The sequence below is a fragment of the Actinomyces sp. zg296 genome (assembly GCF_009829695.1).
GTDB lineage: Bacteria > Actinomycetota > Actinomycetes > Actinomycetales > Actinomycetaceae > Actinomyces > Actinomyces marmotae.
The window spans coordinates 1-14,948 of sequence record NZ_VWPG01000005.1 but is presented as its reverse complement, the minus strand read 5'-3'; the positions used below and the strand labels follow the sequence as shown (position 1 = coordinate 14,948).

Below are 14,948 nucleotides of genomic sequence, written 5' to 3'. Positions count from 1 at the left end.
GTGAGCATGATGGGCGCACTTCCCCTCGCGCTGGCGCCAGCCGCCTCCGCCGGGCACGCCACCCACGCCGCCACCGGCGCCGCCGCGCTGGCCTGGCTCCTCATCGCGGTGCCCGCCGCCAGCGCGGCGATCCTGCTGATCGCCGGGCGCCGCTCCAACTCCTGGGGCCACTGGCTGGGCCTGGCGGCCGCCGTCTTCACCGCCGTCCTGGGACTGACGATCATCGCCCAGGTCGCGGGCATGGCCGAGGGCCAGCGAATCATGAGCGCCAAGCTCTGGCACTGGTTCAGCGCCGGGAGCCTGCGCATCGACGTCGGCCTGCGCATCGACCCGCTGTCCCTCACCTTCGTCGGCCTGGTCACCTTCGTCGGCTCCCTCATCCACCTGTACTCGGTGGCCTACATGAGCCACGACCGCGACCGCCGCCGCTTCTTCGCCTACCTCAACCTCTTCATCGCCGCGATGCTCACCCTCGTGCTCGGCGACTCCTACATCGCCCTGTTCGTCGGCTGGGAGGGCGTGGGCCTGGCCTCCTACCTCCTCATCGGCTTCTGGAATACCGCTGACGCGGACGACCCGCGCGCCGCGCGCGACAAGAGCATGGAGAACGCCACCGCGGCCAAGAAGGCCTTCATCATGAACCGCGTGGGGGACATGGGCCTCCTCGCGGCCATGATGGCGATGGTCTCCCAGGTCCACTCCGTGGCCTTCGACGCCGTCCTGCCGGCCGCCGCCAGCGGCAGCGTCACCACCGGCTGGCTGACGGCCATGGGCTTCTTCCTCCTCGTGGCCGCCTGCGGCAAGTCCGCTCAGTTCCCGCTGCAGGCCTGGCTGGGCGACGCCATGGCCGGCCCGACGCCGGTGTCCGCCCTCATCCACGCCGCCACGATGGTCACCGCCGGCGTCTACCTCATGGTGCGCTCGGGCGCCATCTACGGCGGCGCCCCCAGCGCCCAGTTGGCGGTCGCGATCGTCGGCGCCATCACCCTGCTCCTGGGCGCGATCATCGGCTGCGCTAAGGACGATATGAAGAAGGTGCTCGCCGCCTCCACCATGAGCCAGATCGGCTACATGATGCTCGGCGCGGGCCTGGGCCCCATCGGCTACGCCTTCGCGATCTTCCACCTCCTCACCCACGGCTTCTTCAAGGCCCAGTTGTTCCTGGGGGCGGGCTCCGTCATGCACGCCATGAGCGACCAGGTCGACATGCGCCGCTTCGGGGCGCTGCGCGCCGCCATGACGATCACCTGGGCCACCATGGGCATCGGCTGGCTCGCGATCCTCGGCATCCCGCCCTTCAGCGGCTTCTGGTCCAAGGACAAGATCATCGAGGCCGCCTTCATCGGCGAGGGCGCCAAGCCCTGGATCCTGGGCTCCATCGCCCTCGTGGGCGCTGGCATCACGGCCTTCTACATGTCCCGCCTCTTCTTCATGATCTTCCACGGCAAGGCCCGCTGGACCACCGAGAAGGACATCGAGGGCCCCGTCCACCCGCACGAGTCGGGATGGATGATGACCCTCCCGCTGCTCATCCTGTCGGTGTTCTCCTTGGGCCTGGGCGGCGCCCTAGCCGCCGGGGACACCTTCGTCACCTGGCTAGAGCCGGTCACCGGCCACGCCGAGCACGGAGAGCCGGTGCTGCCCGAGACCATCATCATGGGCGCGACGCTGGCCCTGGTCATCCTGGGCGCGCTCGCCGCATGGCTCATGTACGCCGCCCGGCCCGTGGCCACCGTCGTCCAGCCCTCCAACGCGCTCGTCGAGGCGGCGCGCAAAGACATGCACCAGGACGCGATCAACGAGGCCATCGCCATGCGGCCCGGTCAGGGCCTCGTCCTGGCCGCCACCGCCTCGGACCGCTACGTCGTCGACGGTGCCGTCGAGGGACTGGCTAGCGGCACCGCGGTACTCGGCCGGCTCGTGGGCCGCACCGAGTCCGGGTACGTGCGCTCCTATGCCGGCTACATGGCCGCCGGCACCGTCCTGGCCCTCATCGCCGTCCTGGCCACCAGGTTCTGAGAGGACACCGCCACATGCAGACACTCACCGTCGCCACAGGCCCCTACCCGGTGCTCTCCCTCATGGTGCTGGTCCCCCTCATCGGGGCCCTGCTCCTGGCCGTTCCCGCCCTGCGGGGCCAGGCGCGCGGGCTCGGCCTGGTCATCGCGCTCGTCGAGCTCGGCCTGGGCATCTGGGCTGCCATCCTCTTCGACCCCCACGCGGGGACCGTCTACCAGCTCGCCGAGACCCACCAGTGGATCCCGGCCATGGGCGCCTCCTGGGCGTTGGGCGTCACCGGCCTCGGCCTGGCGATGCTCCTGCTGGCCGTCTTCCTCGTGCCCATCGTGCTCCTGGCCTCCTGGGGCGAGATCCCCGCGGACAACCAGGCCGGCTTCGCCGGGCTCATCCTGTCCCTTGAGGCCTTCATCATCGTCATCTTCACCGCGCGTGACGTCCTCCTCTTCTATCTCGTCTTCGAGGCGATGCTCCTGCCCGTCTACTTCCTCATCGGCCGCTACGGGGGGCCCGACCGGCGCCGCGCCGCCATCAAGTTCCTCCTCTACTCCCTGGCTGGCGGTCTCGTCATGCTCATCGGCGTCGTCGCCCTGGCCGTGTACGGTCCCGGCGGCGAGGGGAACTACCTCATCGAGAACCTGTCCCAGGGGCTCACCTCCTCCACGGGCGTCACCCGGGGCATCTTCGTCACCTTCCTCATCGCCTTCGCTGTCAAGGCCCCGATGGTGCCCGTGCACACCTGGCTGCCCGACACCGCCGAGCAGGCCACTCCGGGCACCTCAGTGCTGCTCATCGGCGTCCTGGACAAGATCGGCACCTACGGGATGATCGCGATCGTCCTGCCGCTCTTCCCCGAGGCCTCCCGCTGGGCGGCGCCGGTCATCCTGCCCCTGGCGATCGTCGGCATCATCTACGGCGGGCTCGCCGCCATTGGCCAGGACCACCTCTACCGGCTCATCTCCTACACATCCATCAGCCACTTCGGTTTCATGGTGCTGGGGATCTTCATCGGCAACCAGATCGCCGCCGTCGGCGCCATGGTCTACATGGTCGCCCACGGGCTGTCGATCGCCGGCCTCTACCTCATCACCGGCTTCATGGCCCGGCGCACCGGGACCGTGCGCATCAGCGAACTCGGCGGCATCGCCCGCGTGATGCCGCTTATCGCCGGGACCTTCCTCTTCTCCGGCCTGGCGTCCATCGCCCTGCCGGGCCTGTCCGGCTTCGTCCCCGAGTGGATGGTCCTCACCGGCAGCTTCTCGGCCAAGCCCGTCTACGGGCTCCTCGCGCTGCTGGGCGTCATCATCGCCGCTGTCTACATGCTCCTGCCCTACCAGAGGGTCTTCACCGGGGCGCCGGCCCCGGAGCGCGTCGGCAGTCAGGACCTCGACGGCCGTGAGCGCGTCGTCGTCGCCCCCATCCTCGTCGCCATGCTGGTCCTGGGCCTGGCGCCCGCCAGCCTGACCGGCATCCTCGACGGCGTCGGGGCCCAGACCGCCGCCACCATGACCGGGGCGGGTTCTCAGCCCGCCGCCACGGCCCCCGTCACGGAAGGGAGCAGCAAGTGAGCTTCACCGCCCCGTCCATCCAGTGGGCCGGCCTCGTCCCGGTCCTCATCATCCTGGGAGCCGCCATCCTCGGCGTGCTCATCGAGGCCCTCATGCCGCGCCGCGCCCGGCACCTCGTCCAGACGGCGCTGGCCGTCCTGGCCATCCTCGGCGCGATGGTCGCCATCGTGTGGCGCTGGGGCGTCGTCGTCGACGGCAGGGCCCCCGGCTACCCCGTCATCGGCTTCAACGAGGACAACTTCGGCATCGCAGCCCAGGGCATCGTGCTCATCATCGGCCTGCTGTCCATCCTCGTGATCTCGGACCGCACCGAGATCGGAGACTCTGCGTTCGCCGCGCAGGCCGCCGACCGGCCCGGCAGCGCCGAGGAGAGCGAGTCCATCCACGCCGGGTGGCTGGCCACAGAGGTCTTCCCCCTCGCGCTGTTCTCACTGGCCGGCATGATGCTCTTCCCGGTGGTCAGCGACCTCATCTCCCTGTTCGTCATGCTCGAACTCGTCTCGCTGCCGCTGTACGTCATGGCCGCCATGGCCCGCCACCGCCGCCTGCTCAGCCAGGAGGCCGCCATGAAGTACTTCGTCCTGGGCGCCTTCGCCTCGGCCTTCCTCCTCATGGGCTCCGCCCTCCTCTACGGCGCCTCCGGCTCCGTGTTCTACAACGACCTCCAGAACGGGGTCCGGGTCCAGCCGGGGCTCGCCTCGGCCGTGGACGGCGCCATCGCGGGCGTCGACTGGCTCGTGCTCGCCGGGGTCACCCTCGTGCTCGTGGGCCTCCTCTTCAAGATCGCCGCCGCGCCCTTCCACGCTTGGAGCCCGGACGTATACCAGGGCGCCCCCACCCCGGTGACCGGCTTCATGGCCGCCGGGGTCAAGGCCACCGCCTTCCTCGCCCTCGTGAGGTTCTTCTACATGGTCGGCGGGGGGCTGAGTTGGGATCTGGCCCCCGTCCTATGGGCCATCGCCATCCTCACCATGGTGGTGGGCACCGTCGTCGGCATCGTCCAGCGCGACGTCAAACGCATGCTCGCCTATTCCGCGATCGCCCACGCCGGATACATGCTCATCGGCATCATCGCCTACAACCAGCGCGCGATCCTGGCGATCCTCTTCTACTGCCTGGCCTACGGCATCGCCACGGTCGGCGCCTTCGGCGTCATCTCCCTGGTGCGCGAGTCCCACGGTGGGGGAGCGGGGGCCGAAGCCACCGGCCTGGACGACTACCGGGGCCTGGCCCGTCGCAGCCCCTGGCTCGCCGGTGCCATGACGGTCTTCCTGCTGTCCTTCGCGGGCATCCCGCTCACCGGTGGTTTCATCGGGAAGTTCCAGCTCTTCGCCGCCGGTATCGGCGGTGGGGCGACCTGGCTCGTCGTCATCGCGGTCGCGAGCTCGGCGGCCACGGCCTTCTTCTACCTCAGGCTCGTCGTGCTCATGTACTTCCGCGCCCCCGAGGGCGAGGGCGTCACCGTCGTCGACTCCCAGGGTATGGCCGCGGCCGCGATCACCATGGCCGTCCTGGCCACGATCGCCCTGGGCGTGCTGCCCCAGGCCGCGCTCACGGTGCTCGGCGATGCGGCTATGCTCATCCCGTGACCACACCGTTGTCGTTGAGCGCCCCGGAACTCGAGGGCCGCATGGCCCCTGCCCTCGACGCCGTGGAGGAGCGGCTCATGGCGATCGTCAGCAACGCCGACGAGACCATCAACCCTCCCACCTCCCACCTGGCCCGGGCCGGGGGCAAGCGCCTGCGCCCCGCCCTCGTCCTCCTGACCGCCCAGCTCGGCGACCCCGAGCTCGCCACCGGTGAGGCGGTGAGGGACGCGGGCGTGGCCGTGGAGCTGACCCACATCGCCACGCTCTACCACGACGACGTCATGGACGATGCCCCCCTGCGCCGCGGCGCCCCCAGCGCCCAGACCGTCTGGGGGAACTCGGCGGCCATTCTCGCGGGCGACATCCTCGTGGCCCGCTCCTCCCAGCTCATCGCCGCCCTCGGCCCGGAGGCGACCCTCGCCCACGCGCGCACCTTCGAGCGCCTGTGCACCGGCCAACTCCACGAGACCCTCGGCCGTCCGGCGGGAACCGACCCGGTGGACCACTACATCCAGGTCCTCGCGGACAAGACCGGCTCCCTCATCGCCGTCTCCGCCCGCTACGGCGCCATGCTCACCGGCGCGGGCCCCGTGGTCGAGGCCATCGTCGAGGAGTTCGGCGAGCGGATCGGCATCGCCTTCCAACTCGCCGACGACGTCATCGACCTGGCCTCCGACTCCGAGACCACCGGCAAGACCCCCGGAACGGACCTCCTCGAGGGCGTGGACACGATGCCCGTCCTCCTGCTGCGCACCGCCCTGGCCGCGGGCGAGCTCGACGCCGCGGGCCAGTCGATCCTCTCCGACTTGTCCTCCGCGGACCTGCGCGATCCCGCCGTCCTCGCCGGGGTCGTCGCGCGCCTGCGCGCCCACCCCGTTCTCCAGCGCACTCGGCAGATGGCGGTGTCCTGGGCCGACGAGGCCATCGCCGGCCTGGAGGGCCTGGAGGAAGCCGTCCTCGCCGCGACCCGCGAGCGCCTGGCCTCAGGCGGCGTCGCCGAGGACGATCTGAGGACCGCCCTGGCCGACGCCCGCGAGCGCGCCCGGGTGGTGCGGGGCCTGCTCGAGGACTTCGCCCACCAACTCGTCGACCGGGCCGCCTGAGGCCGGTCCTTGACACGGAGGGCCGTGCGGCCCTCCACCCCTCCGCAGAGCGCGAGGCGGGCCCCACGGCTCTGCGCCGTGGGGCCCGCCTCCTTCATGAGCTCAGTGCGTGGCCTCAGCCGTGTGCTCGTGCTCGTGCTCCTCGTCGTGGTGCTGCCCGTCGTGGTGCTCCTCGTGCTCCTCGTCGTGGTGCTCGGAGCCATCGGCGTGCGTGTGCTTGGCGAAGGCGACCTCGTTGGGGGTCACCGAGTAGGCCTTGGTGGTCTTCTCCCCGTTGGTGAGGTCCACCTTGTGGACGCTGTTCGTGGCCGGCTCGGTCACCCAGGCGGTCGTGCCGGAGATCTGGAGGGCCGGGTGGGCGTCCTGCCACTTGGCCGGCGGCTGCCAGGCGGCGATCACGGGGATCGAGTCGACGAAGGACCCCGAGGCGGGGTCGAGCTTGTGCAGGGCCCCGTCGGTGCCGAGCACCCAGGCGTTGTCTTCGCCGTCGCGCTTGATGCCGCGCCACGTGTACTCCGCGCCCGCGGGCATGTTGACGACGGAGAAGGTGCCGGCGGCCGAGTCGAGCAGGCCGACGCGGTGCAGGTTGACGCCCTCGGCGTCGCGGTCGTCCTTGTAGTCGGTGACCGCGATGGGGGAGGAGGTGGTGGTGTAGGAGTTGCCCACGCGCCCGTAGTCGGCGTCAGGGCTGGCGATCTTGGTGAAGGAGCCGCCCTTGTACAGCAGGACGCCGTTCTCGCAGCCGAGCATGGCGGCCTCATCCTTCATGACGCCCTCGCCGTGGACCCCGGGGCACTCCTCGTTGCGGGTGAGCTCAGTGCCCGAGGCATCCTGGGCCAGTGCCCCCTTGCGGGACTCAGAGTTCCCCAGGGTGCGGATGACCGTGCCGTCGGAGAGCTTGACGGCCACGCCGTGGTGGGCCTCCTCGGAGGCGATCTTCTCGGTGCTCGGCAGGCTGGTGACGGTCTCATCGGCGTCGTGGCCCAGGGCGTCGGTCTTGACGAAGGTGATCTCCCCGCTGCCGTCGGCGAACAGGCCGGTCCAGCCGCCGTGGGGCGTCACGTGCCCGCCCTTGTTTGCCGGGAAGACGAGATCGGTGAGCTTCGCCTCGCCGCCGCCGGCCCCGGTGGACAGGACCCGGAAGCCGGACTCGGTGGTGATCAGGACGTGCTCGTTGTCGCCGAAGGGGTTGAGGCGCAGGAAGCCGCTCATGGGGAAGTCGGCGACCTCCTCCAAGGTGGAGGCGTTGACGACCTTGACGCCGCCGTCGTAGGCGAAGACGAAGCGGTCCGAGCCGTGGTGGTGCTCGTGGGCCTCGGCGGAGGCGCTCATGGCGGCGGTCGCGGAGGCAGCCGTGGTGGCCGAGGCGCCCTTCGAGCCTGAGCCGCAGGCGCCCAGGGCCAGGGCAGTGGCGCTCAGGGCGGCGATGACGGCGGCGCGCCGCGTGGCGCCGACCAGGCGCGGGCGTGACGAGATGGAGGATGACATGAGATGTCCTTTCTGGCTGGGGCGTGTCATCGGCGGTGATCGGTCCTCACGCGGTGAGGGCCGTGGTGATGCGGTCTGTGTTGACGGCGAGCATGTCCAGGTAGGTGGGTGCCTCGCCGTCGGGGGCGGACAGGGATTCGGTGAACAGGGAGACCACCTGGATGTCCTGTCCGGCGGACTCCTTGAGGGCGGTGATGAGCTTGTCGGAGTGCGAGGTGTCGGCGAAGATCGCGCTCACGCCGGCGTCGCGCACGGCCGTCGAGAGCTCCTCCAGGTCCGAGGCGCTGGGGGCGGCGAGCGTGGAGCCGCCGGGGATGACGGCGCCGATGAGGCGGAAGCCGTAGCGGGCCGCCATATATCCGAACACGTGGTGGTTGGTGACCAGGGTGCGCTTGTCCTGGGGGATCGCGCCGAAGCGGGTGGCCATGTCCTTGTCGGCCGCGGTGAGCCTGTCGCGGTAGGCCGCGGCGGAGGTGGACAGGGCGGAGGCATCGATGCCGGACACCTTCCCGAGCGCGCCCTCCAGCCCGTTGACGACGTCGATCATCCTGGTGGGGTCGGTCCAGAAGTGCGGGTCGGGGCCGGAGGCGTCATCGGAGGAGTACTCGATGGGAGTGAACTGCTCCCCGGCGGTGAACAGCGTGACGCCGTCCCCCTTGGCGCTCTCAATATTGCTGGCCAGCCCCTCTTCCAGGCCCAGGCCATTGGTCACCAGGAGGGCGGCGTCGCGCATGGCCAGGGTCTGCTTGGCGGAGATGCCGAAGGAGTGCGGGTCCGCGTTGGGCGCCATGAGGGTGGTGACGCTTGCCTGGTCACCCACCACCTGGGTGACGACATCTCCCAGGATGTTCGTGGTGACCACGAGCGACGGCTTTCCGGTCTTCTCCTTGGGGCCGTCGCAGGCGGCGACGGCGCCCAGGGGCGACAGCGCGAGGAGCGTGAGCAGGTCCCGGCGCCTCATGCCCCGACCACCTCGAAGGAGACGAGGCCGGCAGCGGGGATCGTCCGGGCCACGCGGGCGGAGTCGGCCGCGTCGATCTCCAGGACGGAGGCGCCATCGGCGCCGGGGGCGTAGACGCGCTTAGGAGTGACCCGAAGGCCGGCGGCCGCGGCGAGGCCGGGGTTGGCGATGGGCTCGGTGACCGTGGCCTCGGCGCCGTCTGCCCACACGCGCACGCGCCCCTCGGCGTCCACGCCCACGACGCGCTTGTGCGTGTCGTCCATCGCGGACACGGCGACGACGGGCGCCCCGAAGGCCACCCGCGTCCAGCTCCTGGCCCGCACGCTGAGGAGCCAGGCGCCGCCGTTCTCATCCAGGGCCACCACCTGGGAGCGGCGGGCCCGGTTGGACAGGGAGACGATCTTCGTCCCGGCGGCCTCCTCCGGCAGGGGGACCCACGCCAGGGAGGGCGGCTCGGCGGTCGCGGTCGAGGAGGGCTCCGGCGCGACGACGGCGCCGCCCTGGCAGCCCAGGACGATGCCGGCGCGGGTCAGCGCCCCGCCCGACGCCGCCGCGCAGGCGACGCCCTGGCCGACGGCACTGCCGGCGTCGTCGATGATGCTCGCCTGGCCCCCGGAGACCAGGACGGTCCGCTCTCCCAGTGGAGCGGCGAAGGACCCGGCGTCGATGGTGGCCGTGGTCAGGGCGCTCTGACGCCCCTGCCCCAAGGCCTGGCGGTCCAGGACCGTGGCGGTGGTGCCCGAGGCGATGACGGTGCGGGCGTTGGTGGAGGCCACGCTGGCCTTCCCGCTCATCCCCAGGGCGCCCAGGTCCCGGGAGGCGGCGCGGTAGAAGTGCTGGTGGTCGCCGTGGTCCCAGGTCCACGCCCCGGAGTCCACCAGGCTGAGCGCGCCGTCCGGCCCGGTGAGGGCCACGAATCGGGAGTCCGACGCGGTGGCGGTCAGGCCGGGCAGTGAGGTGATGGGGGCCGGGGCGCCGTCGGCGGCGAGGTCGAGGAGGCTCACCTGGCCGTCGGAGGAGGCGGTCACCAGGGACAGGGGCGCCTCGGAGAGTTCCGTGGCGCCGTCGATGTGGCCGTGCCCATCACCCTGGGCGGCCGCGCTGGCCTCCGAGGTGCCTGACGGGGAGGCGCTCGCGGCGCCGTCGGAGGGCGAGCCCCCGGAGCAGGCGCTGAGGGCGAGGGCGGCGGCCAGCCACGCGACGGCGGCGGTTCCGGCACGGCCGCCGCGGACGGCTCCGCGGATGTGCTGGGAGGGCTGGGGGAGTCTCACGCGTGCTCCTTCGGGGTTGTGGGGGACAGGAGGGGCCTGCCCGAGCGGCGCCGGCCGGTCAGCGCGGCGGCCCCGGAGGCCAGGAGGAAGACGCCCGCGGCCGTGGCGGTGATGGTGGCGCCGCCGGCCGTGTCCGCGTACAGGGAGATGTAGAGGCCCACGACGACGCAGGCGCTGGAGATGACGGCCGCCCAGGCGGTCATCGCGAGGATCGACTTCGACCACAGCGCGGCCGTGGCCGGCGGGGCGACGAGGAGCGCCACCACCAGCAGGGTGCCCACGGCCCGGTAGGAGGCGACGACGGCCGCGATGATCAGGAGGGTCAGGCCGGCCTGGGCCAGCGCCGGGCGCATCCCCAGGGTCAGCGCGATGCCCGGATCGAGGGACAGCGCCGTCAAGGGGCGGATCATGATGGCGCCCACGATGAGGACGACGATAAGCGTGCCGATGAGCACGGTGATCTCATCACTCCTGATCCCCAGGATGTCGCCGAAGAGGATCGCGGTGATATCCGTGGCGAAGGAGCGGGACCGGGAGACGATGATCACGCCCAGGGAGAGCATGAGGACGAAGGTGATGCCGATGGCGGTGTCCTGGGAGAGGCGGGCCCGCCGGGACAGGAGGGCGACGAGCACGCCCATGGCGGTGGCGCTGAGCGCGGCGCCGGCCAGTGTGGGCAGCCCGATGAGGGCGCTGATCGCCACCCCCGGCAGCATGCCGTGGCCGATGGCCTCCCCGAGGAATCCCATGCCCCGGATGACCACCCAGGTGCCCGCCACCGAGCAGACCAGCGCCGCGAGGACCCCTCCGGTCAGGGCATTGGAGAAGAACCCGAGGGAGAGCGGGTCGAGGAGGTAGTGCACCCGCGAAGCGTAACGATAATCGTTCGCGGTTGTCACGCTATGCTCACGGCATGCGTCTTCCCACCCCTCAGCGGGACTCAGCGAGCGCGCCCGCGGCCCCCGACCTCCCGTCCTCCGGGCCGGGCCCCGCGGCGGCGCGTCCCGCGGCCGGCGCCGCGGCTCCGGGCGGCCTCGCCCTGCGCGGCGCCGTCGTGCGTAGGGGCGAGGTGCTCGCCCTCGACGGCGTGAGCCTGGATCTGGCCCCGGGTGAGGTCACCTGCCTCTTTGGCCCCAACGGCTCGGGCAAGTCCACCCTCCTGGCCGCCGTCGCGGGGATCCTGCCCCTGGCGGGCGGTCGCATCGAGCGCCGCCCCGCCAACGCGAGGCTCTCCCTCGTACCCCAGGCCCCGCCGATCCCCGAGCGCATGCCGCTGACGGTCCGCGCCGCCGTCGCCATGGGCTGCTGGGGGGATGCCGGGTTCCTGCGCCCCTTGAACCGCGCCCACAAGCGGCGCGTGGGCGAGGTGATGGGAGTCCTGGGTATCGCCGACCTCGCCGACCGCCAGCTCTCCGAGGTCTCCGGCGGGCAGCGTCAGCGGGTCCTGGTCGCCCAGGCCCTCGTCAGCCGGCCCGACATCCTGCTCATGGACGAGCCGACCGCGGCCGCCGATGCCCGCTCCACCGGCATCATCCACGACGCCGCGGCCCAGGCCGCCCGGGAGGGCGCCCTCGTGCTCCTCGTCAGCCATGACGAGCAGGCCCGTCGGATCGCCGACCGCTGCCTCACCCTCGAGGCCGGCCGCGTCGTCGACGACGAGCGGGGGCCCGCGCGCTGAGGAGCGGGAGCCCGCGCGCTCAGGCGCCGCGCCCCTGGCGGGCTCAGCGCCACGCCGTCGCGGCGTAGAAGGACGCCCGCCCGCGGGGGTCCATCACCCCGATCCCCTCATGGGTCACCTCCAGCGCCCCGGCGGCGCTCGAGGTGAGATCTCCGGGGATGAGCGCGGTGGCCAGCTCCTCGCCCGTGCGCAGATCGGTGAGCACCACCTCCCCGGGTCGCGAGTCGAAGACCGTGTAGAGCACGTCGTCGTAGACCGCCAGGCCGGTGGGGACCGCGCCGTCGGCGTTGGGCCACGTGAAGGTCGGGGTGGGGGAGCCGAGCTCGCGCAGGTCGGCGGCCGCCGGGGTCCGGATGACGGAGTAGGCGCCGGCGCTCCAGGCCACCGGGTGGCTCGCCGCTCCGGGTGGGCCCGCGCCCAGATCCGCGGTGGCGCGGGTGCCCAGGTCCATGGCCCGCCAGGAAGCCTGGTCGGGCCCGGCCCAGTAGAGCCACCCATCCAGCAGGTGGGCCTGACTCGTGGGAACCTCCAGGAGGAGGGAGCCATCGGTGGTGGACAGGACGCGGTACGGCGGCGAAGCCGGTGAGGAAGCAGCGGGCGGCGTCGCGCCGACCATCACGGCGTCGCCACTCATGCCCGCGAGCGCGGTGGGCGCCTGGCCCTGAGGGCTGGTGAGGACAGTGGTGAGATCAGCGGTGGAGAGCACCTCGATCCAGCAGGGGCCGGCCGGGCCGCCCGGCGGGGGCGCCAGCGCCACGGTGAGGCGCAGCGCGTCCGAGGACACGGCCAGGCGCGCCGATCCCTTCGCCGTCGGGGCGCTCGCGGGCAGAACCAGCTCCCGGGAGGCCAGAACCCTCCCCGAGACCAGCTCGGTCTTGAGGACCGTGGCCGACCAGCGCCCGGCCTGGGGCGGCCCCATCTTCACCGCCGTGGTCAGGCTGTAGGCGCAGGCGCCGCGCGGGTCGACGACGGCCGCGGCGTCCGAGAGCGCCTGGGTGGCCCCTTGGGGATCGCCCCCGCGCCCGAGGTCGGAGACGGTCGCCTCCGTGAAGCCCAGCGCCCCGCCGTCGGCGGTGAGGACCCTGAGCGTGCCCGTGGACAGGTCCGCGTACCACCAACTGGGGTGGTCGCTGCGGAACACGAAGCGGTCTTCGATCGACCACCCCAGCCCGGAGTCGGCGAGCATGTCGATGTCCAGGCCCGGGAGCCCTGCGGTGGGGGAGAAGGCGGTTGGGGCGGCGCGGTCGGACGAGCCCGACGACGGCGCGGGGAACGGCCCTGAGAAGGGCGCGGCTGAGGAGGCGGTCGCCCCACCGGGCGGTACCTCGCCCTCGGGGTGCCGGGCGCAGCCGGCCGATGCGAGGCCCGGCAGGATCGCTGGGGCCCCCAGGACGGAGAGCATGAAGGAGCGGCGCTTCATCGCGGGGCCTCTCAGGGCAGGGTCGGCCAATGCGTTCGCGGTCCCGCCCACCCTAGCAGCGTTCCAGGGCGGCCGGAAGGCGCCTTGGCCGCCTCAGAGACGTCCATTACCTGGGCCATTGTCGGTAAGGGGGTCCGAAGTATCTAGACTGTGCCCGTCGTCGTCCCAGCCTTCCTCGGCGCGCCGAGCCAGGATCGCCCCAGACCCCTCACACCAGGAGCCAGACCCAGTGAGCACCCGCCCTCTCTCCGTCGCCGTCATCGGGGCAGGCCCCGCGGGCATCTACGCCTCGGACATCCTGTCCAAGTCCGGCCTTGAGGTGAACATCGACCTCTTCGAGCGACTCCCCGCCCCCTACGGCCTGGTGCGCTACGGCGTCGCCCCCGATCACCCCCGCATCAAGCAGATCATCGTCGCGCTGTACAAGATCCTCCAGCGCGGGGACATCCGTCTCATCGGGAACGTCGAGGTCGGTCGCGACATCACGGTCGATGAGCTGCGCGAGCACTACGACGCCCTCATCTTCTCCACCGGCGCCGACACCGACGCCCCCCTGCGCATCCCCGGGGTCGACGCCCCAGAGTGCCACGGCGGCGCCGACTTCGTCTCCTGGTACGACGGGCACCCCGACCACCCGCGCACCTGGGACCTGAGCGCCAAGGAGGTCGCCGTCATCGGCGTGGGCAACGTGGGCCTCGACATCGCCCGCGTCCTGGCCAAGCACGCCGAGGACCTCATGGTCACCGAGGTCCCCGAGAACGTCGCCGCCGAGCTGCGCCGCTCCCCGGTCACCGACGTGCACGTCTTCGGGCGCCGCGGCCCCGCCCAGGTCAAGTTCACCCCGCTGGAGCTGCGCGAGCTCGGCAAGCAGCCCGACGTCGACGTCCTCGTCGATGAGGAGGACTTCGAGTACGACGAGGGCTCGCAGGCGGCGCTGGCCGCCTCCAACCAGCAGCGCCAGGTGGTCAAGGCCCTTGAGGGCTACGCCATGGCCGAGCCGGAGGACCTCACCGCCTCCCACCGCATCCACATCCACCTGTTCTCCGCCCCCAGCGAGGTCCTCACCGATGAGGAGGGCCATGTGCGCGGCCTGCGCGTCGAGCGGACGCGCCTGACCGGCGACGGGAGCGTGGAGGGCACGGGGGAGTTCCGGGACTTCGAGGTCCAGGCCGTTTACCGGGCGATCGGATACGCCGGCAGCCCCATCGAGGGCCTGCCCTTCGACGCCGAGCGCCACGTCCTGCCCAATGCCGGCGGCCGGGTCCTGGGTGAGGGCGGTGAGCCGCTGACCGGTATCTACGCCACCGGCTGGATCCGCCGCGGTCCCGTGGGGCTCATCGGCTCGACCAAGTCTGACGCCCAGGAGACCATCTCCAACCTCGTGGCCGACGCCCAGGCGGGACTGCTCCACGCCACCACCGCCGATGAGGATCAGGTCGGGCACGACGCCGTCATGCTCCTGCTCAACAAGCGCGGCATTCCCTTCACCACCTGGGACGGCTGGGAGCTCCTCGACGCCTACGAGCGCGGTCTGGGCGAGGCCTACGGCGAGGTGACGGTTAGCGGTGGGGAGTCCAAGCCCCGTGAACGCGTCAAGGTGGTCTCCCGCGAGGCCATGACCGCGGTGTCGCGCGGCACCGAGATCCCCGCCGACCTCATCGGCGCCCCGGACCCCTCCCGTGTCCCGGAGCGCGTCGCCCACCGGCTCTGAGTCGCGTGGGGGAGGGGTAGGACGAGAGGTCTTGGAGACCGCTCGGGCCGCCTCGCAGCCCCCTCGTTCTGCCGGCGCGCCCTGATTTACCGTCTCGGCCCGCGGTTGCGCCCTCATTCTCGCCGTTTGTGGGGGGCACCGCG

Annotated in this window: 11 protein-coding genes; 6 read left to right on the top strand and 5 right to left on the bottom strand. The window is 71.8% G+C overall.

Features of this window, described 5'->3' with window-relative positions; translation table 11 throughout:
* Positions 1-9: 9 nt before the first annotated feature.
* Genes nuoL through GVV76_RS05545 form a run of 4 tightly spaced genes read left to right on the top strand, consistent with a single transcriptional unit; the run spans position 10 to position 6,276 of the window.
* A complete protein-coding gene (gene nuoL, locus GVV76_RS05560) occupies positions 10-2,019 on the top strand; it encodes an NADH-quinone oxidoreductase subunit L (RefSeq protein WP_159625609.1) in 2,010 nt (669 codons plus the stop codon).
* A 14-nt stretch (positions 2,020-2,033) separates the two neighbouring features.
* On the top strand, positions 2,034-3,584 hold the full coding sequence (locus GVV76_RS05555) for a complex I subunit 4 family protein (RefSeq protein WP_159523630.1): 1,551 nt from the start codon (positions 2,034-2,036) through the stop codon (positions 3,582-3,584).
* Positions 3,581-5,173, top strand: coding sequence for an NADH-quinone oxidoreductase subunit NuoN (gene nuoN, locus GVV76_RS05550; protein WP_159625606.1), 1,593 nt, complete (start codon positions 3,581-3,583; stop codon positions 5,171-5,173). The genes GVV76_RS05555 and nuoN overlap by 4 nt, the downstream gene beginning before the upstream one ends.
* Positions 5,174-5,214: 41 nt before the next feature.
* Positions 5,215-6,276: a polyprenyl synthetase family protein gene (locus GVV76_RS05545; protein WP_159523742.1), complete on the top strand. Its 1,062-nt coding sequence runs from the start codon at positions 5,215-5,217 to the stop codon at positions 6,274-6,276.
* Positions 6,277-6,378: 102 nt separating this feature from the next.
* On the opposite strand, the gene GVV76_RS05540 is transcribed toward GVV76_RS05545, so the two are convergent.
* The 4 genes from GVV76_RS05540 to aztB are packed head-to-tail and all read right to left on the bottom strand — an operon-like array spanning position 6,379 to position 10,859.
* A complete protein-coding gene (locus tag GVV76_RS05540; RefSeq protein WP_175993999.1) occupies positions 6,379-7,764 on the bottom strand; it encodes a hypothetical protein in 1,386 nt (461 codons plus the stop codon).
* 46 nt (positions 7,765-7,810) lie between these two features.
* Positions 7,811-8,725, bottom strand: a complete 915-nt coding sequence (locus tag GVV76_RS05535) for a metal ABC transporter substrate-binding protein (RefSeq protein ID WP_159625604.1) — start codon at positions 8,723-8,725, stop codon at positions 7,811-7,813.
* Complete coding sequence (locus tag GVV76_RS05530) at positions 8,722-9,996, bottom strand: hypothetical protein (protein ID WP_159625602.1); 1,275 nt, start codon at positions 9,994-9,996, stop codon at positions 8,722-8,724. Before GVV76_RS05530 ends, GVV76_RS05535 begins: the two co-directional genes overlap by 4 nt.
* On the bottom strand, positions 9,993-10,859 hold the full coding sequence (gene aztB, locus GVV76_RS05525; RefSeq protein ID WP_159625600.1) for a zinc ABC transporter permease AztB: 867 nt from the start codon (positions 10,857-10,859) through the stop codon (positions 9,993-9,995). The genes GVV76_RS05530 and aztB overlap by 4 nt, the downstream gene beginning before the upstream one ends.
* A gap of 50 nt (positions 10,860-10,909) precedes the next feature.
* Here aztB and GVV76_RS05520 point away from each other — a divergent pair, with 50 nt between their 5' ends.
* Positions 10,910-11,674 (top strand): metal ABC transporter ATP-binding protein, encoded by a 765-nt coding sequence (locus GVV76_RS05520; protein WP_159625598.1) that lies wholly within the window; start codon positions 10,910-10,912, stop codon positions 11,672-11,674.
* Between the two features lie 43 nt (positions 11,675-11,717).
* On the opposite strand, the gene GVV76_RS05515 is transcribed toward GVV76_RS05520, so the two are convergent.
* Complete coding sequence (locus GVV76_RS05515; protein ID WP_159625596.1) at positions 11,718-13,094, bottom strand: hypothetical protein; 1,377 nt, start codon at positions 13,092-13,094, stop codon at positions 11,718-11,720.
* A 229-nt stretch (positions 13,095-13,323) separates the two neighbouring features.
* Here GVV76_RS05515 and GVV76_RS05510 point away from each other — a divergent pair, with 229 nt between their 5' ends.
* A complete protein-coding gene (locus GVV76_RS05510) occupies positions 13,324-14,805 on the top strand; it encodes an FAD-dependent oxidoreductase (RefSeq protein ID WP_159524579.1) in 1,482 nt (493 codons plus the stop codon).
* The last annotated feature ends 143 nt before the right edge of the window (positions 14,806-14,948 follow it).

Coding starts and splice junctions, on each gene's coding strand:
- nuoL (WP_159625609.1), top strand. CDS start 10: ATGGGCGCACTTCCCCTCGCGCTGGCGCCAGCCGCCTCCGCCGGGCAC.
- GVV76_RS05555 (WP_159523630.1), top strand. CDS start 2,034: ATGCAGACACTCACCGTCGCCACAGGCCCCTACCCGGTGCTCTCCCTC.
- GVV76_RS05545 (WP_159523742.1), top strand. CDS start 5,215: ATGGCCCCTGCCCTCGACGCCGTGGAGGAGCGGCTCATGGCGATCGTC.
- GVV76_RS05540 (WP_175993999.1), bottom strand. CDS start 7,764: ATGTCATCCTCCATCTCGTCACGCCCGCGCCTGGTCGGCGCCACGCGG.
- GVV76_RS05535 (WP_159625604.1), bottom strand. CDS start 8,725: ATGAGGCGCCGGGACCTGCTCACGCTCCTCGCGCTGTCGCCCCTGGGC.
- GVV76_RS05520 (WP_159625598.1), top strand. CDS start 10,910: ATGCGTCTTCCCACCCCTCAGCGGGACTCAGCGAGCGCGCCCGCGGCC.
- GVV76_RS05515 (WP_159625596.1), bottom strand. CDS start 13,094: ATGAAGCGCCGCTCCTTCATGCTCTCCGTCCTGGGGGCCCCAGCGATC.